The organism is Streptomyces sp. NPDC015131 (genome assembly GCF_043079975.1).
Lineage (GTDB): Bacteria > Actinomycetota > Actinomycetes > Streptomycetales > Streptomycetaceae > Streptomyces.
On sequence record NZ_JBIBVB010000001.1, the window covers coordinates 1,266,944 to 1,291,492 of the forward strand.

Consider the following 24,549-nt stretch of genomic DNA (forward strand, 5'->3'; position numbering starts at 1 on the left):
CCAGGATTCCGTGACAGCAACAAAGGTGACCACGTGACCTCCGTGAAGAAGCGCCTCCTGGCCTGCGCCTGCGCGCTGGTGACCGCGGCCCTGCCCGGCCTCGCCGGGTGCGGCGTCCTGCCCGGGGACGAGGACTCCGGCAGCCGTACGGTGACGGTGTGGCTGATGAAGGGCAGCGTCTCCGACGACTTCCTGACGCGGTTCACCACGGCGTACGAGAAGGAGCACCCCGGCGTCGAGCTGGACGTCACCTTCCAGGAGTGGACCGGCATCGGCAAGAAGGTCACCGCGGCGCTGAAGAGCGACGACGCCCCCGACGTCATCGAGGTCGGCAACACCCAGGTCACCCAGTACGCCGAGACCGGACTGCTCTACGACCTCACCCTGGAGTCCGTGCGGGACCTCGGCTACACCGAATGGCTCCCCGGCCTCGCCGCGCCCGGCAAGGTCGACGGCGCCCAGTACGGCATTCCCTGGTACGCCGCCAACCGGGTCGTCATCTACCACAAGGACCTGTTCGCCCGGGCCGGCATCACCCGCCCGCCCGCCACCCGCGAGCAGTGGCTCCGGGACACCGCGAAGCTCGACGACGGCCCCGGCGGCACCCAGGGCATCTACCTCGCCGGCCAGGACTGGTACACCCTCGCCGGATTCGTCTGGGACGAGGGCGGCGAGCTGGCCGTGGAGCGCGACGGAAAGTGGAGGGGCGCGCTCGACAGCCCCGCCGCCCTGCGCGGCATGGCCGTCTACCAGGAGCTCCAGGCCCTCGGCGACGGCCCGGAGGACGCCGACGAGGAGAACCCGCCGCAGGCCCAGGTGTTCGCCGGCGGCGACGTCGCCCAGATCATCGCCCCGCCCAGCGTCGCGTCCGCCGTCGTGGAGCGGAACCCGGCGCTGAAGGACAAGCTCGGCTTCTTCCCCATCCCCGGCAAGACCGCCGGCGAGCCGTGCGCCGTCTTCACCGGCGGCTCCGACCTGATCATCCCGCGTAAATCGGACGACCGGGCCGCCGCCATGGACGTCGTCGCGGCGCTCGCCGGGGAGAAGTGGCAGAAGGACCTCGCCCGCACCATGAACTACGTCCCCAACAAACCGTCCCTCGCGGACGCCGTCGGGGGCCAGGAGGCCACCGCCGCGATGGCCGCCGGCGCCGCCCGCGGCCGGGCCACCCCCAACTCGCCCCAGTGGGCCGACGTCGAGGCGGCCAACCCCATCAAGCCGTACATGACGGCGGTCCTGCGGGGGGAGTCGCCCGAGAGCGCCGCGAAGACGGCGTCGGCCCGCATCACCGCGCTGCTGCGCACCGACCGGTGAACGCCCGGGCGCCCCGGAGCACACCGCCCCGGGGCGCCCGCCCGCATGAACCCGCTGGACCCGCCCGCAGGACGCGCCCGCCGGGGAGGTGGCTCACACCGCCGTGGCCAGCGACAGCGCGAAGCGGTCCTCCTCGTCCGTCCACCAGTGCGCCAGCTCCAGCCCCGCCGCGGCCAGTTCGGTGCGCACACCCTCCCGGCGGAACTTCGCCGACACCTCGGTGCGCATCTCCTCGCCCGCCGCGAACGGCACCGCCAGATCCAGCTCCGGGATCTTCAGGGTGAGCGCCTCCCGCGCCCGCAGGCGCATCTCGACCCACTCGCGCTCCGGGTCCCACACCGCGACATGGTCGAAGTCGGCCGGGTCGGCGTCCGCGCCCAGCTCACGGGCCAGCACGGACAGCACGTTCTTGTTGAACGCGGCCGTCACCCCCGCCGGGTCGTCGTACGCCGCGACCAGCGTCGCCTCGTCCTTCACCAGGTCGGTACCCATCAGCAGCGCGTCGCCCGGCGCCAGCAGCGCCCGTACCGACCGCAGGAACAGGGCGCGCTCCCCGGGCAGGAGATTGCCGATGGTGCCGCCCAGGAACGCCACCAGCCGGGGCCCCGGCGTGCCGGGCAGCGCCAGGCCCCGGGTGAAGTCGGCGATCAGCGCGTGCACCAGCAGCCCGGGGTGCTCGGCCGTCAGTGCCTCCGCCGCGCCCCGCAGCGCGCTCTCGCTCACGTCCACCGGGACATAGCTCTCCAGCCCCGGCAGCAGCGCGTCGATCAGGTGCCGGGTCTTCTCCGAGGAGCCCGAGCCCAGCTCCACCAGGGTCCGCGCCCCCGTCACGGCGGCGATCTCGGCGGCACGGGCGATCAGGATCTCCCGCTCCGCCCGCGTCGGGTAGTACTCGGGCAGCCGGGTGATCTCCTCGAACAGCTCGCTGCCCCGCGCGTCGTAGAACCACTTCGGCGGCAGGTCCTTGGGCGTGCGGGTCAGGCCGTGCAGGACGTCGGCGCGCAGGTCGGCACCGGTGGCGTCCTCGGGCAGGGTGCGGGTCATCAGGAACGGGCTCACGCGGGGGGCTCCTTGAGCGGGGTGAGAAGGACATCGGTACGGGTGGCCGCGAGCACGGTGCGGTCGGGGACCTCGCGCCAGCCCGGATCGTCGTCATACGGCTCCGACGCCACGACCGTGCGCCGCCGGTGCGGATCGGCGAGGTACCACAGGGTGTCGCCCCAGGCGGTGGCGCAGACGGTGTCGCCGTCGGACAGCAGCAGGTTCAGCCGCGAACCCGGGGCCGCCGCGGCGACCTCCAGCACCGTGTCCGCCAGCGCCTGCCCCGGCTCGTCGCCGTCCCGCAGCCGGTGCAGCACCAGCGCCCACACCAGGGCCGAGTCATTGCGGGCCTCCAGCGACAGCAGCTCGCCGGGCGGCAGCGCCGAGGCCGGACGGGCCAGCGAGCCGGGCCAGCCCCGGACCGCGCCGTTGTGACTGAACAGCCACGGCCCGGCCGCGTACGGGGCGGCGGCCGCCTCCGCGTCCGCCCCCGACAGGGTCGCGTCCCGCACCGCGGCCAGCACGGCCCCGCTGCGCACCACCCGGGCCAGGTCGGCCAGCGACAGGTCGGCCCAGACCGGCCCCGCGCGCCGGTAGCGGGCCGGCACGGGGTCGCCCTCCGCGTACCAGCCGACCCCGAAACCGTCCGCGTTCACCGTGCCGTACCGCTGGTGGCGCGGCTCCCAGGACTGCCGGTACAGGGAGTGCGCCGGCTCCACCAGCACCTCCCCGAGCGGCACCGGAGGCCCCAGATAAGCGAGGTGACGGCACATCAGGCCACCCCCGCGTCCCGGGCCGTGCGGAACCCGGAGAAGATCTGCCGCCGCACCGGAAGGTCCCAGTTGCGGAACGTGCCCCGGCACGCCACCGGGTCCACCGCGAACGAACCGCCCCGCAGCACCTTGTGCCCCGGGCCGAAGAAGACCTCCGAGTACTCCTTGTACGGGAAGGCCCTGAAGCCGGGGTACGGGAGGAAGTCGCTGGACGTCCACTCCCACACGTCACCGATCAGCTGCCGCACCCCGAGGGGCGACCGCCCGGCCGGATAGCTCCCGGCCACCGCCGGCCGCAGATGGCGCTGGCCCAGGTTGGCGTGTTCGGGGGTCGGGTCCTCGTCGCCCCACGGGTAGCGCGCCGACCTGCCGGTGGCCGGGTCGTGGCGGGCCGCCTTCTCCCACTCCTCCTCGGTCGGCAGCCGCCGCCCCGCCCAGCGGGCGTAGGCGTCGGCCTCGTACCAGCTCACATGGAGCACCGGCTCCTCCTCGGGGACCGGCTCGATCACACCGAAGCGCCGCCGCAGCCACTGGCCGCCCTCCCGGCGCCAGAACAGCGGCGCGCCGATGCCGTGCTCCCGGATCTGCGCCCAGCCCTCCGGCGCCCACCACCGCTCGTCGCGGTAGCCGCCGTCCGCGATGAACGCCATGTAGGCCCCGTTGGTGACCGGCACGGTGTCGATGAAGAACTCCGGCACCACGCGCGCGTGCGCGGGCCTTTCGTTGTCCAGCGCCCACGGCTCGTCCGAGGTGCCCATGGTGAACACACCGGCCGGCACCCGCACTTCGGCGGGCAGCCCGGCCGTGCCGGGCCCCGGCGGAGGCTCGGGCGCCTCCAGCACGGCGGGGCCGCGCCGCAGCTGATGGGTGATCAGCATGGTCTCGTCGTGCTGCTGCTCGTGCTGGGCGACCATCCCGAAGGCGAACGCCGCGTCCACCAGCGGCCGGCCGCCGCCGAGCGGGGTGCGCTCCAGCACGTCGAGCACCCGGCCGCGTACGTCCGAGGCGTAGGCACGCGCCTCCGACGGCGCCAGCAGCGGCAGCGAGGGCCGGGCGGCCCTGGGGTGCTCGAACGCGTCGTAGACCGAGTCGATCTCCGGGCGCAGCGCCTCCCGCCCCGCCACCGCCCGCAGCAGCCACTGCTCCTCCTGGTTGGAGATGTGCGCCAGGTCCCACACCAGCGGCGACATCAGCGGCGAGTGCTGGGCGGTCAGCTCGCCGTCCTCCACACAGCCGGTGAGCAGGGTGGTGCGCGCCCGGGCGGTGGTCAGCGCGTCCAGCGCCCGCCTCCTGAGCCGTTCGGGGTCGGTCATGCGCGGCCGTCCTTCCCGGGTGCCCCGGTCGCCGTGGGGGGCGCGGGGGTGGAGTGGTCGTCGGCCGGGCAGCGGCCCGGCACCACATGGCGCTCGCGGAACGCGGCCACCGCGGCCCGTACGGCGGCGGGGGCGCCCCTGCGGGGCAGCGCCTCCAGCGCGAGGCGGAAACAGGTGTCGGCGGCCTCGCGCAGCTCGGGCGAGGCCAGCCCGTCACGGGCGGCGCCGCGCCACAGCGCGTCCCGGGGCGGGGCCTCGGCCCCGTCGTCGCGCGCGGCGGCCTCCAGCGGCGCGAGCACCTCGTACGCGGCGCCGGCCGCCTCCGGGTCGTCGAACAGCGCGGCCGTGACGGCGAGCGGCACGATCCAGCCGTCCTCGCCGGGCTGCGCGTCGATCATGCGCAGCTCCAGGTGACCGCGCGGCCGGACCGGCGGGAACAGCGTGGTCACGTGGTAGTCCACGTCCGCCCGGGTGGCCGGCCGGGGCCCGCCGGAGCGCAGCCACTCCCGCAGGGTCAGCGCCTCCGGCACCAGCCAGGGCCCGCCGCCCCCGTCCGGCTCCCGGACGCACATCACCGGGGTGTCCAGCACATGCCGCGCCCACGCCTCGCGCGGCTCCAGCGCCGGATCGGGGGCCGTGGTGCGCACGGGGTCGAGGTCGGCCCACAGCCCCTGCCGCGCGGAGCGCATCCCGGCCGGCTTGCCGTGCAGGGTGGGGGAGTTGGCGAACGCGGCGACCAGGACCGGGCCCAGCAGGTGCGCCAGCCGCCAGCGCCGCTCGTGGCCCAGCGGACCGGGCCCCTCGTGACCGGCGTCCAGGCAGACCTGCACGGACGCGGAGTCCCGCATCATGGCCCGGCCCGCCGGGCCCGTACGGTCGAGGTAGGTCTCCATCGCGTCGTACCGGGGCTCGCGCAGCAGCCGGTCGCGCGGCGGGTGCCACGGGTCGGTGCCGGAGCCGGTGAGGGTGAGACCGTGGGCGGCCAGTGCGCCCCGTACGGCCGCCAGGTCGGCGGACACGGCGGCGACGCACTCCGCGAGGGAGGCGGCGGGCCGCGAGCTGAGCTCCAGCTGCCCGCCGGGTTCGACGGTGAGTGCCGAGGTCAGGGGCAGGCCGCGCAGGACGCCGAAGGCGGTGCGCAGGCGGCCCGGGGTGACGGGGAGCTGCGGGACGTGCAGATCGTGGACGAACCATTCCAGCTCGACCCCGACCAGCCGCGGAGGACCGTTCTTGAAGCAGATGCAGCGCAGCAGGTCCTCCGCCTCGCCCTCGGCGAGCGGACCGCCGCCGTCCGGTACGTCGCTCAGTGGCATGTGGGCTCCTCCTGTCGAAGGCGTTCCGTCCCACCTAAGCCACCGCCCGTTGATCCCACAAGGGCGCCCCGGGGGGCGGAAATCCGCTTGCTCCGCATGGGAATGATTGTCGACGATGCCGGGTATGAGTGCACGTCTGCGCGAGATCGCGAAGCGAACCGAGGAGATCGTCGCCCGGGGCCGGTACGAGGGCCCCGACGGCCGCCCGGTCGATCTCGCCCCCCTGATCGCCGGGGCCCTCGCCGGCACCGCCCTGTACGGCCCGGAGCCCGTCCCGGTGACCCCGGACACCGGCCGGACCACCCGCTTCGAGGTCACCGGCGAGTCCAGCCTGGAAGCGGCGCACCGGCTGGTCACCACGTCCACCGCGCCGCCAGCCGCCGCGCCCCCGGCCCCCGCCGAGCCGCTCCCCGCCGCGCTCCCGGACCCCGGGCCCGTCGCGGTGCTCAACTTCTCCTCCGCCCGCAATCCCGGCGGCGGCTACCTCAACGGGGCGCAGGCGCAGGAGGAGGCCCTGTGCCGCGCCTCGGCGCTGTACGCCACCCTGCTGCGCGTCCCGGAGTTCTACGCCCACCACCGCACCCACCGCAGCCCCTTCTACACCGACCGGGTCATCCACTCCCCGGCGGTACCGGTGTTCCGCGACGACCGCGGCCGGCTCCTCAACTCCCCGTACACAGTGGGATTTCTCACGTCCCCCGCTCCCAACGCCGGGGTGATCGCCCGGCAGCTGCCCGAGGAGGCCGGGCGGGTGCCCGCGGCACTGGCCTCCCGGGCGGAGCGGGTGCTGGAGACGGCCGTCGCGTGCGGCTACCGCCGGCTCGTGCTGGGCGCCTGGGGCTGCGGGGTGTTCCGCAACGACCCCCGGCACGTCGCGGCCGCGTTCCGGGACCTGCTGACCGGGCAGGGGCGGTTCGCCGGCCACTTCGACGAGGTCGTCTTCGCCGTCCTGGACCGTACGGCGGGAGCGGCGACCCTGGGCGCGTTCCGCGACACCTTCGCCCCTGTCGCGGCCCGCTGAGCCGACCGGGTGATCCGGGGGCCCGGGCCACCGTCACACCCAGCCCTCCAGGGCCGCCATGAAGCCGCCGAAGTCGTCCCGGTGGATCGTGTGCCCGGCGCCCCGCACCGTACGGACCTCGAAGCCCCGCTCCCTCAGCAGCGCGGCCCGCTCCGCCGACACCAGCCGGCTCGGGTCGGCGAGCACCACCAGCGACGGGACCACCGGCTCCGGCGGCAGCAGGTCCGTCCCGGCCAGCGGCTCCAGCCCGAAGGCCGTGGTCTCGTCCCAGACCTTCAGCGTCTCCAGCTCGATGCCGACGTCCTCCGCGTCCCAGCGCGGGTTCATCGCCGCCACCGCCTCCCGGGTCGCCGCCTTGAATCCGGCGAACAGCTCGCCCCGGTACCCGTCCTCGCCGGCCGGGAGGTTCCAGGCCGGGTCCGCGTACACCGCACGGCGCGGGGCGAGCCGGGCGGCGGCCAGCGAGAGCGCCAGCCCGCCGAGCGAGTGCCCCACCGCCAGATCGGCGCCCCCGGGCAGCGTCTCCACCAGGTCGTCCGCGAAGTCGTGCGCGGTGTACGCCCCGGCTCGCGCGCTGGCGCCGTGGCCGCGCAGGTCCACGGCCACGACCCGGTAGCCGCGCCCCGCGAGGGCGGGCCCGACCCGCCGCCAGGTGCGGTGGTCGGCCATGATGCCGTGGACCAGCAGCGCGATCCGGTCGCCCTCGCCCCAGGTGGTGGTGTGCAGCAACATGCGAGGCTCCTTCGCTGGATGACGTTGCGTCAGAACGAGTGGGAAGGTTACGCCACAGGCAGTGACACGTGTCAATGAAAGGGGAGGACTATGTAGCACCCCTTTCCCGCCATCCGCCAGACCCGGGCGCCGAGCGGTCTGGAAAGATGCCGAGGGCGATGACCCAGACACCTCCCCGGCCGTCCGCCGGGTCCCCGGCCCCTCGCCCCGTGCCGACCAGCGCCGACGTCGCGCGGCTGGCCGGCGTGTCCCGGGCCACCGTCTCCTACGTGCTCAACAACACCGCGGCCGTACGGATCAGCGAACCGACCCGGCTGCGCGTCCGGCAGGCCGCCGAGGAACTGGGCTACGTCCCGCACGCCGCCGCCCGAAGCCTGCGCGCCGGCCGCACCAGGATCGTGCTGCTGCCCACCGCCCCCATCCCCGTCGGCCCGCTCTACGGTCACTTCCTCAACGAGCTCCAGTGGGCCCTGCGGCGGCTCGACTACACGGTCGTGCAGTACGCCGGGATGGGCCTGGACGGTGACGAACTGGCCCGCGCCTGGGCCGAGTTGCGTCCGGTGGCCGTGGTGTCGTTCGGCGCCGTGGAGCTGACCCCGCACGGCGTGGACGTCCTCAAGCGCTCGGGCGCCCGGGCGGTGATCACCCTCGGGCAGCGCCCGGTGGAGGGCGCGCTCTCCCTGGCCATGGACCAGAGCCGGGTGGGGGAGTGCGCCGGGGCGCACCTGCTGGAGCGCGGGCACCGCCGCATCGGCGTGGTGATGCCCGAGGAGCCCGGGCTGGAGTTCTTCTCCGGGCCCCGCCTCGACGGGGTGCGCCGCGCCGCCTCCGGCACCGGCGCCGAGGTCGTCCCGCTGCCGCTCGCCCGCACGGAGGAGGCCGCCGGCGCGCTGGCCGCCCGGCTGTCCGGCTCGGACCTGGACGCGGTCTTCGCGTACAACGACGAGTACGCCATGCTGCTGATGCGCGCCCTGCTGGACGCCGGGGTGTCCGTGCCCGGCGACACCGCCGTGATGGGCGCGGACGACCTGCTGCTCGGCAGGCTGCTGCGGCCCCGGCTCAGTACCGTCCAGATCGACATGGAGACCGGCCGCCACCTGGCGGACCTGGTCGACCGGGCCGTCGCCGACCCGGACACGGCCCCGGAGGGCGGCGACCTGATGGCCGTCCGGGCCGTCCACCGCGAGTCCACCTGACGTGCGGGGCGCACGGATCCTCCTTAGCGTCGCCTGCATGAGCACACGACCGCAGCGCTTCGAGATCCTGCTGGTGCCCGCGCACGTGGAGGGCCGCGACGCGGCGCACCCCGCGGACCGGCCCGTCCGCTCGGCCGTCGTCGAGGCGACCGGCGAGACCGGCGCCTCGGGCTACCCCCACTACGTCGGCCAGGGCGTCGAGGCCGACATCGACCCCGAGACCCGCACCGTGGAGGCGCTGCTGGTCGACGGGGCGGAACTGGACTACGGCCTCACCGTCCGGATCCGCTGACCGCCGACCCCCTCCGGGTCCGGCCCGGCCCCCGCCTCCGTTGACACGGCCGGGGCGCCGGACGGACACTCGGCGGGGCCGGAAGGGGATCACCCTCCCCCGGGACCGGCCCACGGGCGACCCGGCGACGAGGCCGGGGCACGAGGTCATGTGGGAGAGCACCCGATGAGCATCCGCGACGTGTACATCGTCGACGCCGTCCGCACGCCGATCGGCAAGTTCGGCGGCGCCCTGTCCTCCGTACGGCCGGACGACCTCGCCGCGCACGTCGTCAGGGCGCTCGTCGCCCGTACGCCCGGACTCGACCCCGCCCGCGTCGACGACGTCTACTTCGGCGACGCCAACGGCGCCGGCGAGGACAACCGCGACGTGGCCCGCATGGCCGTACTGCTCGCCGGACTCCCCGTCACCGTCCCCGGCGTCACCGTCAACCGGCTGTGCGGATCCGGCCTCGAAGCCGTCATCCAGGCGGCCCGCGCCATCGCCGTCGGGGACGCCTCCGTCGTCCTCGCGGGCGGCGTGGAGTCGATGTCCCGGGCCCCCTGGGTCCTCCAGAAGCCCGAGCGCGCCTTCCCCGCCGGGCACCAGCAGCTCCACTCGACCACGCTGGGCTGGCGGATGACCAACCCGCGCATGCCCGCCGAGTGGACCGTCTCCCTCGGCGAGGGCGCCGAACTGATCGCGGACAAGCACGCCATCGGCCGCGAGCAGCAGGACGCGTTCGCGCTGAGCAGCCATCAGAAGGCCGCCGCGGCCTGGGAGCAGGGGCTGTACGACGGTGAGGTCGTGGCCGTCGAGGGCGTGGACCTCACCCGGGACGAGAGCATCCGGGTCGGCACCTCGATGGAGGCGCTGGCGAAGCTGAAGCCGTCCTTCCGGACCGATGGCACCGGCACGGTGACCGCCGGGAACGCCTCGCCGCTCAACGACGGCGCCGCCGCCCTGCTGCTGGTCGACGAGGAGGGCCTGCGGGCCTGCGGGCGGGAGCCGCTCGCCCGGATCCGCGCCTCGGCCGTCACCGGTGTCGAGCCCCAGCTCTTCGGCCTCGGGCCGGTCGAGGCCGTCCAGCGCGCCCTGGCCCGGGCGGGCCGGGGCTTCGCCGACCTGACCACCGTCGAGCTGAACGAGGCGTTCGCCGCCCAGGCGCTGGGCTGCCTGGCCGAGTGGCCCGAACTGGACCCGGCCCTGGTCAACCCGCGCGGCGGCGCCATCGCCCTCGGCCACCCGCTGGGCGCCTCCGGGGCCCGGCTCGCCGGGGCGGTGGCCCACCAGCTCGCCGCCGCGGGCTCCGGGACCGGCCTGGCCGCCCTGTGCATCGGGGTCGGCCAGGGCCTCGCCCTCGTCCTGGAGCGCTGAGGCCGGCCCGGCCGCCCAGGGCTCCTACGGGGCTCGGGTCCGGGATCAGGCCCCGGCGTCGCCCTGGGCCTTCTCGATGGACCTGCGCACCTCGTCCATGTCCAGCTTGCGGGCCTGGCCGATCAGGTCCTCCAGCGCCGGCTCCGGCAGCGCTCCCGGCTGCGAGAACACGGCGACGTTGTCCCGCACGATCATCAGCGTGGGGATGGACTGGATCTCGAAGGCCGCGGCCAGCTCCGGCTGCGCCTCCGTGTCCACCTTGGCGAACACCAGGTCCGGGTGGCGCTCCGAGGCACCCTCGAAGACCGGGGCGAACTGGCGGCACGGCCCGCACCAGGCAGCCCAGAAGTCGATCAGGACGAAGCCGTTGTCCGACACCACCTGGTCGAAGTTTTCCTTGGTCAGCTCCACGGTGCTCATGCTGTCTGCCTTCCCGGTCTGTTCGTAGGGGGTCCGGACCCCGCACAACCGAGCCCGGAGCCGCGCTATTCCGACTGCCCATGTGGCCACCGGCCACACGTACCACCAGACTGTCCCCATGACGCGATCAGTGGAATACGACGTGGTGGTGGTGGGTGCCGGACCGGTCGGCGAGAACGTGGCGGACAGGGCCGCGGCCGCCGGGCTGAGCGTCGCCGTCGTCGAGAGCGAACTCGTCGGCGGCGAATGCTCCTACTGGGCGTGCATGCCCAGCAAGGCACTGCTGCGCCCCGCCATCGCCCGCTCCGACGCCCGCAAGGTCCCCGGGCTGAGCGGGGCGGTCCAAGGCCCCCTGGACGCCGCCGCGGTGCTCGCCCGCCGCGACGAGCAGACCTCGCACTGGAAGGACGACGGCCAGGTCGGCTGGCTGGACTCCGTCGGCATCGGCCTGCACCGCGGCCACGGCCGCCTCGACGGCACCCGCAGGGTCACCGTCGAGGGCCCCGGCGGCGAGCGCACGGTCCTCACCGCCCGGCACGCCGTCGCCCTGTGCACCGGCAGCCGCGCCCTCCTGCCCGACCTGCCGGGCCTGGCCGCCGCCCGCCCCTGGACCAGCCGCGAGGCCACCAGCGCCAAGGAGGTGCCCGGCCGGCTCGTGGTGGTGGGCGGGGGAGTGGTCGGCACCGAGATGGCCACCGCCTGGCAGGCGCTCGGCTCCCGCGTCACCGTGCTCGTACGCGGCGGAGGGCTGCTGCCCCGGATGGAGCCCTTCGTCGGCGCGTTCGTCACGGAGGCCCTCACCGAGGCGGGCGCGGACGTCCGCGACGGCGTCTCCGTCACCGCCGTCGAGCGCCCCGACCCCACCGGGCCGGTCACGGTGGTCCTCGACGACGGCGGCCGGATCGAGGCCGACGAGATCCTCTTCGCCACCGGCCGCGCCCCGCGCACCGACGACCTCGGCCTGGAGACCGTGGGCCTGAAGCCGGGCTCCTGGCTGTCCGTCGACGACACCTGCCTGGTCGAGGGGAGCGACTGGCTGTACGCCGTCGGCGACGTCAACCGCCGTGCGCTCCTCACCCACCAGGGCAAGTACCAGGCCCGGGTCGCCGGCGCCGCCATCGGCGTACGGGCGGACGGCGCGGCGCCCCTGGACACCGGGGAGTGGGGCGCGCACGCCGCCACCGCCGACCACGCCGCCGTCCCGCAGGTCGTGTTCACCGACCCGGAGGTCGCCTCCGTCGGCCTCACCCTCGCGGAGGCGGAGGCGACGGGCCGCCGCGTCCGTGCGGTGGACCAGGACCTCGGCGCGGTCGCGGGCGCCGGGCTCTACGCGGACGGCTACCGGGGCCGCGCCCGGATGGTCGTCGACCTGGAACGGGAGATCCTCCTCGGCGTCACCTTCGTGGGCCCCGGGGTCGGCGAACTGCTCCACGCGGCCACCGTCGCGGTCACCGGCGAGGTCCCGATCGCCCGCCTGTGGCACGCCGTCCCCGCGTACCCCACCATCAGCGAGGTCTGGCTCCGGCTGCTGGAGGGCTACCGGGGCTGACTCACCCGCCGGCCGCCCCGCGGTCCGGCCGCCGCCCGCGGCGCTCGCCGACCCGGCCCCGTACATGCTGGGCCAGCGCGGTCGCCGCGGCGGTGAGGAAGACGAAGTTGTACAGGATCTGAAGCATCGTCACCAGCCGGGCCGCCTGCCCGCGCGGGGTGATGTCGCCGAATCCCAGGGTCGCCAGCGTGACGAGCGTGAAGTAGAGCGCGTCGAGCCGGGTGACCAGGCCGGCGAACTCGCCCGGCTGCTTGGCCAGGCTGTAGTACGCGGCGGCGAACACCAGCACGGACAGGCACATCAGCAGCGGGATCACCAGGGCCGGGCGCGAGCCCGGCCGGGCGACCACCACATCCGTCACCTGCCGCAGCAGGAGCAGGGCGATCAGGACCAGGGTGACGGCGAACAGCGACCAGCTCAGCACCGGGCGGTGCGGCCCCAGATGGTCCAGCGGCAGCAGGAAGAAGCCCGTCACCATCACCGCCGCCGGCAGCACCGGCCACACCCGCCCCTCGGGCACCCGCCGCCGCACCCGCCCGGTCATCGCGCCCCCGCCCCCTCCGCCTCGGCCGGACCGGCCTTCACCCCGACCGGACCGGCCTTCACCGCGACCAGCCGCCCGGTGAGGAAGCCCACCACCGCGCAGACCACCACCAGCGACATCTGGTCGCGGCCGTCCTGCCCCAGCAGCAGCACCACCAGCACGGCACTCGCCAGCGGCAGCCGGGTGACCGCCGCGGTGGCCGTCGCCATCCCGGCCGCCAGCGCCGGCGCCGCGCCGAACCCCGGAAGCCCCGCGCACGCCAGCCCGGCCGCCGCGCCGATCATCACCGACGGGAAGATCGGCCCCCCGCGCATACTGCCCAGGCACACACCCCACGCCAGCGTCTTGCACACCACCAGCACCAGCAGGGCCCCCACGGACCAGGCATGCGGATCGGCGGCCAGGGTTCCCAGCGTGGCCTGGCCGGACAGCGCCGCCTCCGCCGGGGAACGCCCGCTGATCAGCGCGTACGCCGTGATGCACACCCCCACCGCCACGGCGCACACCACCGTCCGCACCGCCGTGCGGCGCGCCGTCCAGAGGGCCGTGCGCTCACCGAGCCGGTGCCCCGCCGACACCACCACCGCGACCAGCACCGCCAACGGCAGGCCCCACAGGAAGTCACCCGCGTCGGGATTCTGCGCCGCCGGCACCTCGGGCAGCGCCAGCGCCCCGGTGTCCCAGCCGGTCCAGCGGCCGAAGCCGGTGAAGACCAGGGCGCCCGCCGAGCTCGCCAGCAGGCACGGCAGCAGCAGCGCCACCAGCCGGGGCCCGGCCAGCGCCGCCGCCTCGATCACCAGGACGGCGGCGACGAGCGGACCGCCCAGGATGGTCGAGATGGCGGCGGTGGAACCGGCCGTTCCCAGCACCCTCGCCGCCGCCGGGTCCGCCGCGCGCCGCGCCGGCCGCAGCGCCAGCAGGGCGAGCCCGCTGCCCAGCGCCATCAACGGGGCCTCCGGCCCCAGCACCACTCCCAGCGGCAGCGTCGCCAGCGCGGCGAACACCACGCCCGGCACCGCCACCGGCTCGCTGGGCGACTTCGCCAGCCCATGGGCCGCGAGGTGCCCCCCTCGGCCCGGCACCCGGGTGACGACCGGCGCCAGCAGCAGCCCCGCCAGCAGCAGCGCGGGCAGCCCCCACCACCACGGCGGCTCGGCGTAGCCGGCCGCCTCGGGCAGCGAGGTCCACACGGCGTGCTGAAGCTCGTGCTGGAGGGCGACGAAGAGGAAGCAGGCCAGCGCGATGGGGATGCCCACCAGGACCGACACCAGCAGCAGCCGGGCGTAACCCCGCTGGAGCAGCGGCTCGGGCGCCCCACCGGTCCCGCCGGTCCCACTGGCCCCACTGGTCCCGCCGGCCCCGGCGGCCCCGCTGCCCCCGCCCGTCCCGTCGGCCCCGTCGTCGGTCGGTGAGGTCACCGGGCGCCCTCCCCGTGCGGCACGTCGTCCGGCTTCAGCACTTCACAGACGCCTGCGAGGCGGCGACGGCCCGGTCCAGGGCCTCCAGATGCGGCCGGACCAGCAGGGCCGCCTGGGCGCCCGTCGCGCTGCCGGGCAGGTCGTCGATCGCCCGGACGACCCTGTCGTACGCGTCCGACACCGCCCGCGTCCGCGCCGCGCGCACCCCCTTCGCACCGCGCGTCACCAGGTCCAGGTCGTGGGCCACCTCCTCGCGCAGGTCCCGCATCTCCTCCCGGCCCTCGGAGCGCGGACCGACCGAGAGCAGCCGGCCGGCGTCCATCCGCAGCGCCCCCAGGTCCTCGCACAGGGAACCGGCCGCCGCCCGCTCCCGCTCCCGGGGGGACGGCGCGTCGGCGGAGCACCCCGTCAGCCAGACCGGCACCGACGCCAGGACCAGGACGAGAGCCACGCGGGGCGGCCGGCGCCGCCATTGCCGTATCGGAGAGGTGAGGTCGCCCATGGCCCCATGCAAAGCCGGGCGGCGCCGGTCTGCCCGTGGATGGTGCCGAACGGGTGAACCGCGCGCCGCCGGACCCCGTCACGCCGGCTGGAGGCCGGGCGCGCCCGTACCGGTCGTGAACGAGGCGGCCGTGCTGATCGTCCCGCCGAGGGTGGTGACGGAGGAGACCGTCCGGAAGTCGATCTCGGCCACGCTCTGGCCCAGCCGGACCACGGTGTAGCCCCGGCGCCCGTCGTAGAACTTCAGGTGCGGGTTGGCCTGGGTGAGGCTGATCCAGTTGCCGGGCTTCTGGGCGCCGTCCCGGCCGCTGGTGACCGACGTCGTGGAGATCTCCGTGCCGACCACCCGGGAGGCCGGGTCGTCGAAGTCGGCCTTGAGGTCGAAGCCGTAGCCGACGTGCGCGTCGCCGGACAGGACCATCAGATTGCCGATCCCCGCGGCGGTCGCGCCGTCCAGGAGCCGCTTGCGGGAGGCGGGGTAGCCGTCCCAGGCGTCCATCGACAGCCGGTAGTCCGCCGCCGGGGTGTCGCGCCGCTGGGCGAAGGTCACCTGCTGCGGCACCACGTTCCACACCGCGTCCGACGCCTTCCACCCGTCGAGCAGCCAGCGTTCCTGCGCGGCGCCGGTCATGGTGCGCGAGGGGTCCTGCGACTCGGGCCCGGGCCTCTGCCAGCCGTCCCCCTGGGCCTGGTTGGAGCGGTACTGGCGGGTGTCCAGGATGTCGAACTGCGCCAGCCGCCCGAACGACAGCCGCCGGTACAGCCGCATGTCCGGGCCGTCCGGCCGCTGCGGGGGACGCAACGGCTGGTTCTCCCAGTAGGCGCGGTAGGCGGCGGCGCGGCGCAGCAGGAACTCCTCGGGCGGTACGCCGTTCTCGGGCACCGCCCCCGCGTAGTTGTTCTCCGTCTCGTGGTCGTCCCACGTCACCACGAACGGGTGCGCCGCGTGCGCGGCCTGGAGGTCGGCGTCGCTCTTGTAGAGCGCGTAACGCAGCCGGTAGTCCTGGAGGGTGACCGTCTCGCTGTTGAAGTGCGCGGGCAGCGTGCGGTCGGTGTAGCCGCGGTGGCCGCCGGCCGAGTCGACCCCGTACTCGTAGATGTAGTCCCCGAGGTGGACCACCATGTCCACGTCCTCGGCGGCCAGATGCCGGTACGCCGTGTAGTGGCCGTCGAAGTAGGCGGCGCACGCGACGGCGGCGAAGCTCAGGGACGGCACCCAGAACGAGGCCGGGCCGGGAGCCGTACGGGCCCGGCCCACCGGGCTGATCCAGGTGCCCGCGCGGAAGCGGTAGTAGTACGAGCGGTCCTCGTCGAGCCCCGGCACCTCCACATGGACGCTGTGGGCGTACTCCGGGTGGGCCGTGGCGGTACCGCTCTTGACGACGGCGTAGAACCGCTCGTCGTGCGCCACCTCCCACTGCACCTCCACCCGCTGCGCCGGCAGCCCGCCGCCCGGCTCGTAGGGGCTGGGCGCCAGGCGGGTCCACAGCAGGACGGAGTCCGGCGACGGGTCACCGGAGGCGATCCCCAGGGTGAACGGGTTCGCGGCGATCTTCCGGGCGTCCAGCGCGGAACGGCCCGCCGCACCGGCGGCGGGCAGGTGCGTGGTGAACGCCAGGGCGGCCGCGGCACCGGCCACGGTGAGGAAGCGACGACGCCCCATGCGCCGGGCGGCGGCGCGGAGCTCGGGAAGATGAGTGTCCATATGGCACGTCATATGCCCGCTTTATGTGCGCTTGTTGGCCCGGCATACGGGTGGTGTGCCCATCCGTGCACCAGGACTGACAAACCCTCACACCCTTCCCGCCGTGACCAGTAGGTTGTGCCGTATGAGCAACCTTGATCGTCAGGCCGCGCCCTCCGTCTGCGGCGGCCGGGGATTCGTCGTCGCGGAGCCGGTCCGCGAGCTCCTCAGCCCCCGCCGGGTCCCGCTCGGCGAGTCCACCGAGGTACGCCGCCTGCTGCCCAACCTCGGCCGCCGGATGGTCGGCGCGTGGGCCTTCGTCGACCACTACGGCCCCGACGACATCGCCGGCGAACCGGGCATGCAGGTCCCGCCCCACCCGCACATGGGCCTCCAGACCGTCAGCTGGCTGCACGAGGGCGAGGTGCTGCACCGCGACAGCACGGGCAGCCTCCAGACCGTACGCCCCCGCGAACTGGGCCTGATGACCTCCGGGCGGGCGATCTCCCACTCCGAGGAGAGCCCCCGGGCGCACTCCCGCCACCTGCACGGCGCCCAGCTGTGGGTGGCCCTGCCCGACGCCCACCGCCATGTCGAGCCGCACTTCCAGCACCACGCCGCGCTGCCGCACGTCACGGCACCCGGCCTGACGGCCACCGTCATCCTGGGCGAGCTGGACGGCGCCCGCTCACCCGGCACCACGTACAGCCCCCTGGTCGGCGCCGACCTGGCGCTGACCCGCGGCACCCGGGCGCACCTGCCGCTGGACCCCGACTTCGAGTACGCGGTCCTGGCGATGTCCGGCGAGGCCCACGTCGACGGCGTCCCGGTGCTGCCCGGCTCGATGCTCTACCTCGGCTGCGGCCGCACCTCCCTCCCGCTGCGCGCCGAGTCCGACGCGGGCCTGATGCTCCTCGGCGGCGAACCGTTCGAGGAGGAGATCGTCATGTGGTGGAACTTCGTCGGCCGCTCCCACGAGGAGATCGAACGCGCCCGCGCCGACTGGACGACGGGCACCCGCTTCGGCGAGGTCCACGGCTACGCCGGCGGCCGCCTCCCGGCCCCCGAACTCCCCCCGGTGGCCCTGAAACCGCGGGGCCGCGTCCGCTGACCGTAAGCTCTTGGGGGAAGGGCAGGTGCGGTGGACATCACGGTGCAGTGGATCAGGACGTCCTGGACGAAGCAGTCCCGGGGTGGTGAGGCCGCTGCCTGCCGGAACGGGGCGCCGGTCGGCTTCTCATTGGCTGAGGTGCCCTCCGAGTCTGCTCACTTCGTGCAGATGTCCGAACGTGACGGCTTCGAGCCACGTGCCAGTCGGAAGGACTTCCGCGAAGTCGATGTCAGCCTGCGGGACGAAGGCGATCGGCTGAGGTGCTCGCTCGTGTGAAGCCACTCTTCGGGCTGCCGCCTCGGCCGCGCAGGCCACCGGCAGTTCGACTGCTTCCCGGGCAGTGGGTCCGCTGGCAGTTGAACTACCGGTTCTCCAGCGCCCTGGGAATCCGCGGTTGGTCATACTGGCTCGACACGTTCAACATCGCTTATGGACCCGTAGACCGGGATGTCTTCCTGTCGGAGCCGACCGTGATCGTCGACGAACGCGGCCCGGTTCGCTAGAGCAGGGGATCACGCGCACACGCCGGCGTGTTCCGTGAGCCCGTACCCGCGACGTCGCCGCTCAGTGCCGTTGCACCGGATAGCGCACGAACAGGACCGCTTCGGCGTCTCCGGAGGGGGCTTCGTAGACGTGGGGGACGTCGGCGGGCCATGCGGTCTGCTCGCCCGCGTGCAGGAGGAGGGGGGAGGAGGCCGGGCCGACGCGCGCGGTGCCCGTCAGGACGACGATGCGTTCCTCGGTGCCCGGGGCGTGCGCGGCCGATTCCTGGAGCGCGTCGGCCCGGATCCGGATCCGGAACACCTCCGTGACGGCGTCGGCGTCCTCCGTTCTGTCCATGAGCACCGCGTCCACGGCCTCGCCGGAGATCCTGGCCGGGTCGGCGGCGCTCAGGACACCGCTGAGAGGGACTCCGAGCGCACGGGTCAGTGCGTACAGGGTCTCCAGGGTGGGGTTGCGCCGTCCGCTCTCGAGCTCGGACAGCGTGCCCTTGCCGATCGCGGAGCGCCGCGCCAACTCCGAGAGCGACACGCCCTGTTCCTTGCGCAGCTCCCTCACACGGTGACCCACCTGGTCCGCCAGCCCCACGGCGCTCCTCCGATCCTCGTCCGGCGTTGACTGCGGCTATGCCCGCGGCCTAACGTTTCACGAACGAGGTGTTCTGTATACGGAACGCTGGTGATGCTCCAGGAGTGGATATGACCTCGCCCCGCACTGCTCCCCTGCCGATACGCAGCCAAGAGGTGGCCCGCTGCCTCGCCGCAGCCGGGGTGCCCGGGTCCGGTCGGCGGCAGGTGCCCCCCGGACCGTCCTTCCGGCGACCGCCGCGGAACTGCCACGTCTGACGGATGGGACCTTCCTTGCCGTCACTTCGTCATCGCTCGCAGGCCGGTGCGACCGGCGGTCGCTCGGGTGGAGACCGTCACGTGCTGCGCCGGATCGCGCCGCCCTCCGCTGTCACGGCCGGCCTGATCGCGGTCCTGGTCGGAGTGGCCAGCTCCGCCGCGATCGTCTTCACCGCGGCGCAGAAGGCCGGTGCGGGGCCCGAGGAGACCGCCTCCTGGATGCTGGCCCTCGGGGTCGGTATGGGGAGCACCTGCATCGCTCTGTCGCTGCGCTACCGGGCGCCGGTGGTCACGGCCTGGTCCACCCCGGGTGCCGCGTTGCTGGTGGCCGGACTCGACGGGGTGACGATGGGTCAGGCCGTCGGTGCCTTCACCGTCTCGGCCGGGCTGATCCTGCTCAGCGGCCTGACGGGCTGGTTCGAAAGGGTCATGGACCGCATCCCGGTGCCTCTGGCGGCGGGGCTTCTGGCCGGAGTCCTCGTACAGTTCGGGACCGGGCTGTTCGCCCGGATGGAGGGCCACTTCGCCGTGGTCTTCTCCATGTTCGCGGTCTACCTGGCGGGCCGGCGGCTCGCGCCCCGGTACGCGATCGTCGGAGCGCTCGCGGTGGGCGTCGCCGTCGCCGCGGCGCAAGGCTCGCTGCGTCCGGCCGGGATCCGCCTCGACATCGCCGAACCGGTCGTCACCGCACCGGTGTTCTCCTGGCAGGTGATCATCAGCGTCGCGCTGCCGCTGTACGTCGTGACGATGGCCTCGCAGAATCTGCCGGGCGTCGCGGTACTGCGGGGCGCCGGCTACGGCCGGGTGCCCGTCTCGCCGCTGATCGGCTCGACCGGTGCCGTCAATGTGCTGCTGGCACCCTTCGGCTGCTTCGCGCTGAACCTCGCGGCCATCACGGCGGCCATCTGCACCGGACGCGAGGCCCACGAGGACCCCGGCCGGCGCTACCTGGCCGGCGTCTGGGCCGGGGTGTTCTACCTCGTGGTGGGCGTTTTCGGCGGCACCGTGAGCTCGCTGCTGACGGCGCTGCCCGTCGCCCTCGTCCTGGGCATAGCCGGGCTCGGGCTGCTCGGGGCCATCGGCGGCTCGCTGTCCTCAGCGCTGGCCGACGAGGGGTCGCGGGAGGCAGCCGTGATCACCTTTCTGGCGACCGCGTCGGGAGTGACCCTGCTCGGCATAGGCTCCGCGTTCTGGGGCGTCCTGGCCGGAGCGCTGACCCTGGCGGTGACGCGCGGCCGCCTGCGGCGCACCGGGCCCGGCCGCGTGCCCGGCGGCTGAACCTGCCGCAGGGGCCGCAGACCGCGTTGTCCCCGGTGGTGCGGGGCCGCACCGATGCCCAGGGTGGCGAAATCCGGCCGTTCGCGGAGCCTCAGGTCGCCCGGGTCAGGCCGGCGCGTACCGCGAGGTCCAGGGCGGCGCCGAGCCGCTCGAGGGGTACGCCTCCGGGGAGGAGCGCGGCCAACAGGGTTGCCACCGCCGCCTCGTCGACGGTGCGCTCCTCGGCGCGCTCGCGGAACCCGGTGAGGGCCCCGTGGAGGGCTTTCTCCTGCTCCGGAGTCATGGTGTCCTCGGCGTGGGCGAGTACAGCAGCGAGGCTCCGGAACTCCTCCTCCGAACCCACCCACGGTGCGGCGCCGTCGAGGCCGTCGTCGCCGAGCCGCTCCGGGTAGGCGATGCGGTGCCAGGAACCGTCGTCCCACCAGTACACGAAGCCGAACAGGTTGCCCCGGGCGTCGTCGCGCAGCTGCTCCCAGGGCAGCCACTCGGGGCCGCCGGCCAGGAAGTCGATCTGCTCGCCGTCGATGTGGGTGCGGCTGCCGTCCGGGTCCTGGCCGACGAACACGGCGCGCCCATCGTCCAGGACGGTCAGCCGCCACCAGCCGCAGGCGCCGGTGGAGTGGCACCACAGCCCGTGCTCGTCCAGGGCATGCTCCCCGGTGCCGTCCTCGCAGGCGCCCTCCACCAGGGCGAACGTCACGGCGCGTGCCCACAGGCGGGCGGGGGATTCGAGGTCCTCGGGAAGGCTCGGTGCGTGCATGGTCGTACAGGTCCCCCTCTGAAAACGGTGTCGGGGTCAGCCTCACACACGGTGGTGTACCGGTGTACCCCGGGGGCCGCCCGGCTGACAGTGCGTCAGGCGGGCTGGAGCCGGTCGTGAGGGAGACGGGCGTCACCCTGCTCGCCCTCACCCGCAGGGTGTCCTGGGCCAGCTGGCGGCGATGCTGCGCACCCAGCTCGCTCAGGGGGATGTGGGGGAGGGCGAGGAGCAGACCCTCGACGGGTGCCGTCCGGGGACCTCTTCGACCGCGCTCGGCGCCTGCTCGGTCATCAACATCAAGCCCGCCCGCGTCGGCGGCTACCTCGAAGCCCGCCGCATCCACGACATCGCCCGCGCCCACGGCGTCCCCGTCTGATGCGGCGGCATGCTGGAAACCAGCATCGGCCGCGCGGTCAACGTCGTCCTCGCCGCGCTCCCCGGCTTCACCCGTAGGCACCGCCCTCGCCGGCACCGACACCGGATTCATCCGCCAGCCCCCGGGCACACGCAACTCCATGCGCACCTGGGGCAACGGCTCACGGTAGTAGGCGGCGCCGTGGGAGCATCGTTCGTCCGCACTGGTCGTCCGCGAAGAGGCCTCGCCGGGGCGGGTCGGACGGCTGGGTGTTGGCAAACCGCGTGACCGTAGGACCCATGCCGCTCCGGCCAGGGCCTCATCCGGTCCGGCGCATCGGCGCATAAGGGCTGCTCCGTAGCTGCTCGTCACCGGAGCTGCGCACGCTGCGGAAACCGCGTAGGTACTGAGTTCGCGTTGGTCTGAGTCATCGGTGTCTTCGGCAGGTCGAGGCCGGCTGTGGAAGCTGCCGTTGGAGGACCGGGTGCTGCTGGTCGTGGGCGGCACCTTCAGGAGGGGAGACCGTATGTTCTGGAACGAAGTCGTGCTGTTGGCTCGCGACAAGCCGGAGGGTCCCTTCCCTCCTTGGTTGGTCTTCACCGTCGTGGGAATCGGTTTCATCATTGTCTTGGCGCTTCTGGCTCGTAGGCGCCGCTAGCGGGACTCTTCTGTTGGTAGCGCCACTGGTGCGCTCGTCATCCCGCGGAAGAAGTCGTCATGCACAAGCAATCTTGACTGGAACCTCTCTGGCTGCCGGCGGAGCTGGTGCACGTGCTGCCGTGCAGCGACAGGCGGGGCCGCGGGCCGTGTCTCGGGTGGCGAGGACCGAAGGAGGACGGTGCGGGGAGGGGCACGCCTAGCGTCCTCCGGGTGACAGCACCACGTCGGCCGGAGGGAAAGCGATGGGTAGGACACTTGCGGAGAAGGTCTGGGACGATCATGTCGTCCGGCGCGCCGAAGGCGAGCCCGACCTGCTCTTCGTCGATCTGCACCTGCTGCACGAGGTGACCAGCCCGCAGGCTTTCGACGGTCTGCGCAAGAGCGGCCGGCAGGTGCGGCGGCTCGACCTCACCATCGCGACCGAGGACCACAACACCCCGACGCTCGACATCGACAAGCCGATCGCGGATCCCGTGTCGCGGGTGCAGTTGGAGACGCTGCGGAAGAACTGCGCGGACTTCGGTGTCCGCATCCACTCGCTGGGTGATGTCGAGCAGGGTGTGGTGCATGTGGTGGGGCCGCAGCTGGGGCTGACCCAGCCGGGCACCACCGTGGTGTGCGGCGACTCGCACACGTCCACGCATGGTGCGTTCGGGGCGCTGGCCTTCGGTATCGGTACCTCGCAGGTGGAGCATGTGCTGGCGACGCAGACGCTGCCGATGGCCCGGCCCCGGACGATGGCGATCACCGTCGAGGGTGAGCTGCCCGAGGACGTCACCGCCAAGGACCTGATCCTGGCGATCATCGCGAGGATCGGCACCGGTGGCGGCCAGGGGTATGTGCTGGAGTACCGGGGCAGCGCGATCGAGAAGCTGTCGATGGAAGCGCGGATGACGATCTGCAACATGTCGATCGAGGCCGGGGCCCGGGCGGGCATGATCGCCCCGGACGCCACCACCTTCGCCTACCTCAAGGACCGCCCCCACGCGCCCGAGGGCGCGGACTGGGACGCGGCGGTCGCCTACTGGCAGACCCTGCGCACCGATGAGGATGCCGTCTTCGACGCCGAGGTGGTCATCGACGCCGCCGAGCTGGCGCCCTTCGTCACCTGGGGCACCAACCCCGGCCAGGGCGCGCCGCTTTCCGCGAACGTCCCCGACCCCGCTTCGTACGAAGACGCATCGGAGCGCCTGGCCGCCGAAAACGCCCTCACCTACATGGGGTTGACCGCCGGGCAGCCGCTGCGGGACATCACCGTCGACACCGTCTTCGTAGGCTCGTGCACCAACGGCCGCATCGAGGACCTGCGCTCGGCCGCCGGCATCCTGGACGGCCGCAAAGTCGCCGACGGCGTACGGATGCTGGTCGTCCCCGGCTCGGTCCGGGTCGCCCTGCAGGCCGTCGAGGAGGGTCTGGACAAGGTCTTCAAGGAGGCCGGGGCCGAATGGCGGCACGCGGGCTGCTCGATGTGCCTGGGCATGAACCCCGACCAGCTCGCCCCCGGCGAGCGCTCCGCCTCCACCTCCAACCGCAACTTCGAGGGCCGACAGGGCAAGGGCGGCCGCACCCACCTGGTCTCCCCCCAGGTCGCCGCCGCCACCGCGGTCCTGGGCCACCTCGCCTCACCCGCCGACCTGACCGAAGCCCCCGCGACCGCCGGAGTCTGAGCCATCATGGAAGCCTTCACCACCCACACCGGCCGCGCCGTGCCCCTGCGCCGCAGCAATGTCGACACCGACCAGATCATCCCCGCGCACTGGCTGAAGAAGGTCACCCGCGACGGTTTCGAGGACGGCCTGTTCGAGGCCTGGCGCAAGGACCCCGACTTCGTCCTCAACCGTCCCGAGCGGCAGGGCGCCACGGTCCTGGTCGCCGGCCCCGACTTCGGCACCGGCTCCTCCCGCGAACACGCCGTCTGGGCCCTGCAGAACTACGGCTTCAAGACCGTCATCTCCTCCCGCTTCGCCGACATCTTCCGCGGCAACTCACTGAAGAACGGCCTGCTCACCGTCGTCCTGGACCAGGATGTCGTCGACGCCCTGTGGGCGCTGACCGAGTCCGACCCCCAGGCCGAGATCACCGTCGACCTCACCACCCGCGAGGTCCGCGCCCAGGGCGTCACCGCCGCCTTCGAACTGGACGAGAACGCCCGCTGGCGGCTCCTGAACGGCCTCGACGACATCAGCATCACCCTCCAGAACGAAGCCGACATCGCCGCCTACGAGGCCAAGCGCCCGGCCCACAAGCCCCGTACCCGGAGTCCCGAGCCGCGCGCCCTCGACCGCGTCCTCGACCTCGCCGTCATCCCCGGTGACGGCATCGGCCAGGAGGTCGTGGCCCAGGGCCTGAAGGTCCTTCGTTCCGTCCTTCCGCAGGATGTGAAGCTGGAGACCCGGGAGTACGACCTGGGTGCCCGGCGCTGGCACCGGACCGGGGAGACCCTTCCCGACGCGGAGCTGGAGTCCCTGAAGGGGCATGACGCGATCCTGCTGGGGGCGATCGGTGACCCGTCGGTGCCGTCGGGGGTGCTGGAGCGGGGGCTGCTGCTGAAGCTGCGGTTCGCCTTCGACCA

At 73.8% G+C, this 24,549-nt stretch carries 22 protein-coding genes and 3 pseudogenes; 13 read left to right on the forward strand and 12 right to left on the reverse strand.

Annotation, left to right across the window (positions count from 1 at the left end; genetic code table 11):
* Positions 1-42 precede the first annotated feature (42 nt).
* Positions 43-1,314: an extracellular solute-binding protein gene (locus tag ACF08D_RS05245; RefSeq protein ID WP_392221219.1), complete on the forward strand. Its 1,272-nt coding sequence runs from the start codon at positions 43-45 to the stop codon at positions 1,312-1,314.
* 93 nt (positions 1,315-1,407) lie between these two features.
* On the opposite strand, the gene egtD is transcribed toward ACF08D_RS05245, so the two are convergent.
* Genes egtD through egtA form a run of 4 tightly spaced genes read right to left on the reverse strand, consistent with a single transcriptional unit; the run spans position 1,408 to position 5,754 of the window.
* Complete coding sequence (gene egtD / locus ACF08D_RS05250; protein ID WP_392221147.1) at positions 1,408-2,373, reverse strand: L-histidine N(alpha)-methyltransferase; 966 nt, start codon at positions 2,371-2,373, stop codon at positions 1,408-1,410.
* Positions 2,370-3,128, reverse strand: a complete 759-nt coding sequence (gene egtC / locus ACF08D_RS05255; RefSeq protein ID WP_392221148.1) for an ergothioneine biosynthesis protein EgtC — start codon at positions 3,126-3,128, stop codon at positions 2,370-2,372. The genes egtD and egtC overlap by 4 nt, the downstream gene beginning before the upstream one ends.
* A complete protein-coding gene (gene egtB, locus ACF08D_RS05260; protein WP_392221149.1) occupies positions 3,128-4,441 on the reverse strand; it encodes an ergothioneine biosynthesis protein EgtB in 1,314 nt (437 codons plus the stop codon). Before egtB ends, egtC begins: the two co-directional genes overlap by 1 nt.
* A complete protein-coding gene (gene egtA / locus ACF08D_RS05265; protein ID WP_392221150.1) occupies positions 4,438-5,754 on the reverse strand; it encodes an ergothioneine biosynthesis glutamate--cysteine ligase EgtA in 1,317 nt (438 codons plus the stop codon). Before egtA ends, egtB begins: the two co-directional genes overlap by 4 nt.
* 124 nt (positions 5,755-5,878) lie before the next feature.
* Here egtA and ACF08D_RS05270 point away from each other — a divergent pair, with 124 nt between their 5' ends.
* The gene (locus tag ACF08D_RS05270; protein ID WP_392221151.1) at positions 5,879-6,775 is read left to right on the forward strand and encodes a TIGR02452 family protein; all 897 of its coding nucleotides are present in this window, start codon (positions 5,879-5,881) and stop codon (positions 6,773-6,775) included.
* Between the two features lie 33 nt (positions 6,776-6,808).
* On the opposite strand, the gene ACF08D_RS05275 is transcribed toward ACF08D_RS05270, so the two are convergent.
* Positions 6,809-7,507 carry an alpha/beta fold hydrolase gene (locus ACF08D_RS05275; RefSeq protein ID WP_392221152.1) on the reverse strand — a complete coding sequence of 233 codons (699 nt, stop codon included), beginning with the start codon at positions 7,505-7,507 and terminating at the stop codon, positions 6,809-6,811.
* 158 nt (positions 7,508-7,665) lie between these two features.
* Between ACF08D_RS05275 and ACF08D_RS05280 the strand changes: the two genes are divergently transcribed.
* The 3 genes from ACF08D_RS05280 (at position 7,666) to ACF08D_RS05290 (ending at position 10,351) form a co-directional block, all read left to right on the forward strand.
* The gene (locus ACF08D_RS05280) at positions 7,666-8,703 is read left to right on the forward strand and encodes a LacI family DNA-binding transcriptional regulator (protein WP_392221153.1); all 1,038 of its coding nucleotides are present in this window, start codon (positions 7,666-7,668) and stop codon (positions 8,701-8,703) included.
* Positions 8,704-8,740: 37 nt separating this feature from the next.
* Entirely contained in the window at positions 8,741-8,995 is a 255-nt protein-coding gene (locus tag ACF08D_RS05285) for a hypothetical protein (RefSeq protein WP_392221154.1), read from the forward strand.
* 165 nt (positions 8,996-9,160) lie between these two features.
* Entirely contained in the window at positions 9,161-10,351 is a 1,191-nt protein-coding gene (locus tag ACF08D_RS05290; RefSeq protein ID WP_392221155.1) for a thiolase family protein, read from the forward strand.
* Positions 10,352-10,396: 45 nt separating this feature from the next.
* On the opposite strand, the gene trxA is transcribed toward ACF08D_RS05290, so the two are convergent.
* Complete coding sequence (gene trxA / locus ACF08D_RS05295; protein ID WP_392221156.1) at positions 10,397-10,771, reverse strand: thioredoxin; 375 nt, start codon at positions 10,769-10,771, stop codon at positions 10,397-10,399.
* Between the two features lie 118 nt (positions 10,772-10,889).
* On the opposite strand from trxA, the gene ACF08D_RS05300 reads away from it, so the two are divergent.
* Complete coding sequence (locus ACF08D_RS05300) at positions 10,890-12,320, forward strand: dihydrolipoyl dehydrogenase family protein (RefSeq protein ID WP_392221157.1); 1,431 nt, start codon at positions 10,890-10,892, stop codon at positions 12,318-12,320.
* Position 12,321: 1 nt separating this feature from the next.
* Here the strand turns inward: ACF08D_RS05300 and ACF08D_RS05305 are convergent, their stop codons facing one another.
* The 4 genes from ACF08D_RS05305 to ACF08D_RS05320 form a co-directional block, all read right to left on the reverse strand.
* Complete coding sequence (locus ACF08D_RS05305; protein ID WP_392221158.1) at positions 12,322-12,864, reverse strand: potassium channel family protein; 543 nt, start codon at positions 12,862-12,864, stop codon at positions 12,322-12,324.
* A complete protein-coding gene (locus ACF08D_RS05310; protein WP_392221159.1) occupies positions 12,861-14,282 on the reverse strand; it encodes a chloride channel protein in 1,422 nt (473 codons plus the stop codon). The genes ACF08D_RS05305 and ACF08D_RS05310 overlap by 4 nt, the downstream gene beginning before the upstream one ends.
* A gap of 34 nt (positions 14,283-14,316) precedes the next feature.
* Positions 14,317-14,784 carry a hypothetical protein gene (locus ACF08D_RS05315; RefSeq protein WP_392221160.1) on the reverse strand — a complete coding sequence of 156 codons (468 nt, stop codon included), beginning with the start codon at positions 14,782-14,784 and terminating at the stop codon, positions 14,317-14,319.
* A gap of 78 nt (positions 14,785-14,862) precedes the next feature.
* Positions 14,863-16,488: an alkaline phosphatase D family protein gene (locus ACF08D_RS05320; RefSeq protein WP_392221161.1), complete on the reverse strand. Its 1,626-nt coding sequence runs from the start codon at positions 16,486-16,488 to the stop codon at positions 14,863-14,865.
* 124 nt (positions 16,489-16,612) lie between these two features.
* Here ACF08D_RS05320 and ACF08D_RS05325 point away from each other — a divergent pair, with 124 nt between their 5' ends.
* Both ACF08D_RS05325 and ACF08D_RS05330 read left to right on the forward strand, forming a co-directional pair.
* Positions 16,613-17,578, forward strand: a complete 966-nt coding sequence (locus tag ACF08D_RS05325; RefSeq protein ID WP_392221162.1) for a pirin family protein — start codon at positions 16,613-16,615, stop codon at positions 17,576-17,578.
* Between the two features lie 30 nt (positions 17,579-17,608).
* A pseudogene (locus tag ACF08D_RS05330) lies at positions 17,609-18,081 on the forward strand (hypothetical protein).
* A 61-nt stretch (positions 18,082-18,142) separates the two neighbouring features.
* Here the strand turns inward: ACF08D_RS05330 and ACF08D_RS05335 are convergent.
* Complete coding sequence (locus ACF08D_RS05335; RefSeq protein WP_392221163.1) at positions 18,143-18,667, reverse strand: helix-turn-helix domain-containing protein; 525 nt, start codon at positions 18,665-18,667, stop codon at positions 18,143-18,145.
* Positions 18,668-19,005: 338 nt separating this feature from the next.
* Between ACF08D_RS05335 and ACF08D_RS05340 the strand changes: the two genes are divergently transcribed.
* The gene (locus ACF08D_RS05340; protein WP_392221164.1) at positions 19,006-20,202 is read left to right on the forward strand and encodes a benzoate/H(+) symporter BenE family transporter; all 1,197 of its coding nucleotides are present in this window, start codon (positions 19,006-19,008) and stop codon (positions 20,200-20,202) included.
* Positions 20,203-20,293: 91 nt separating this feature from the next.
* Here the strand turns inward: ACF08D_RS05340 and ACF08D_RS05345 are convergent, their stop codons facing one another.
* The gene (locus ACF08D_RS05345) at positions 20,294-20,962 is read right to left on the reverse strand and encodes a hypothetical protein (RefSeq protein ID WP_392221165.1); all 669 of its coding nucleotides are present in this window, start codon (positions 20,960-20,962) and stop codon (positions 20,294-20,296) included.
* Positions 20,963-21,230: 268 nt separating this feature from the next.
* Here ACF08D_RS05345 and ACF08D_RS05350 point away from each other — a divergent pair.
* The 4 genes and pseudogenes from ACF08D_RS05350 to ACF08D_RS05365 all read left to right on the forward strand — a co-directional run.
* A pseudogene (locus tag ACF08D_RS05350) lies at positions 21,231-21,410 on the forward strand (enolase C-terminal domain-like protein); the annotation flags it as partial.
* Positions 21,411-22,219: 809 nt separating this feature from the next.
* Positions 22,220-23,644 carry a 3-isopropylmalate dehydratase large subunit gene (leuC, locus tag ACF08D_RS05355; RefSeq protein WP_392221166.1) on the forward strand — a complete coding sequence of 475 codons (1,425 nt, stop codon included), beginning with the start codon at positions 22,220-22,222 and terminating at the stop codon, positions 23,642-23,644.
* Between the two features lie 6 nt (positions 23,645-23,650).
* Positions 23,651-24,232 (forward strand): annotated as a pseudogene (gene leuD / locus ACF08D_RS05360) (3-isopropylmalate dehydratase small subunit); the annotation flags it as partial.
* 78 nt (positions 24,233-24,310) lie between these two features.
* On the forward strand, positions 24,311-24,549 hold a 239-nt coding region (locus ACF08D_RS05365), incomplete at its 3' end, for an isocitrate/isopropylmalate family dehydrogenase (protein WP_392221220.1).

Excerpts from the sequence above, each read along its gene's own strand:
- egtC (WP_392221148.1), bottom strand. The coding sequence starts at position 3,128 with ATGTGCCGTCACCTCGCTTATCTGGGGCCTCCGGTGCCGCTCGGGGAG.
- egtB (WP_392221149.1), bottom strand. The coding sequence starts at position 4,441 with ATGACCGACCCCGAACGGCTCAGGAGGCGGGCGCTGGACGCGCTGACC.
- egtA (WP_392221150.1), bottom strand. The coding sequence starts at position 5,754 with ATGCCACTGAGCGACGTACCGGACGGCGGCGGTCCGCTCGCCGAGGGC.
- ACF08D_RS05270 (WP_392221151.1), top strand. The coding sequence starts at position 5,879 with ATGAGTGCACGTCTGCGCGAGATCGCGAAGCGAACCGAGGAGATCGTC.
- ACF08D_RS05275 (WP_392221152.1), bottom strand. The coding sequence starts at position 7,507 with ATGTTGCTGCACACCACCACCTGGGGCGAGGGCGACCGGATCGCGCTG.
- ACF08D_RS05280 (WP_392221153.1), top strand. The coding sequence starts at position 7,666 with ATGACCCAGACACCTCCCCGGCCGTCCGCCGGGTCCCCGGCCCCTCGC.
- ACF08D_RS05285 (WP_392221154.1), top strand. The coding sequence starts at position 8,741 with ATGAGCACACGACCGCAGCGCTTCGAGATCCTGCTGGTGCCCGCGCAC.
- ACF08D_RS05290 (WP_392221155.1), top strand. The coding sequence starts at position 9,161 with ATGAGCATCCGCGACGTGTACATCGTCGACGCCGTCCGCACGCCGATC.
- trxA (WP_392221156.1), bottom strand. The coding sequence starts at position 10,771 with ATGAGCACCGTGGAGCTGACCAAGGAAAACTTCGACCAGGTGGTGTCG.
- ACF08D_RS05300 (WP_392221157.1), top strand. The coding sequence starts at position 10,890 with ATGACGCGATCAGTGGAATACGACGTGGTGGTGGTGGGTGCCGGACCG.
- ACF08D_RS05305 (WP_392221158.1), bottom strand. The coding sequence starts at position 12,864 with ATGACCGGGCGGGTGCGGCGGCGGGTGCCCGAGGGGCGGGTGTGGCCG.
- ACF08D_RS05315 (WP_392221160.1), bottom strand. The coding sequence starts at position 14,784 with ATGGGCGACCTCACCTCTCCGATACGGCAATGGCGGCGCCGGCCGCCC.
- ACF08D_RS05320 (WP_392221161.1), bottom strand. The coding sequence starts at position 16,488 with ATGGACACTCATCTTCCCGAGCTCCGCGCCGCCGCCCGGCGCATGGGG.
- ACF08D_RS05325 (WP_392221162.1), top strand. The coding sequence starts at position 16,613 with ATGAGCAACCTTGATCGTCAGGCCGCGCCCTCCGTCTGCGGCGGCCGG.
- ACF08D_RS05345 (WP_392221165.1), bottom strand. The coding sequence starts at position 20,962 with ATGCACGCACCGAGCCTTCCCGAGGACCTCGAATCCCCCGCCCGCCTG.
- leuC (WP_392221166.1), top strand. The coding sequence starts at position 22,220 with ATGGGTAGGACACTTGCGGAGAAGGTCTGGGACGATCATGTCGTCCGG.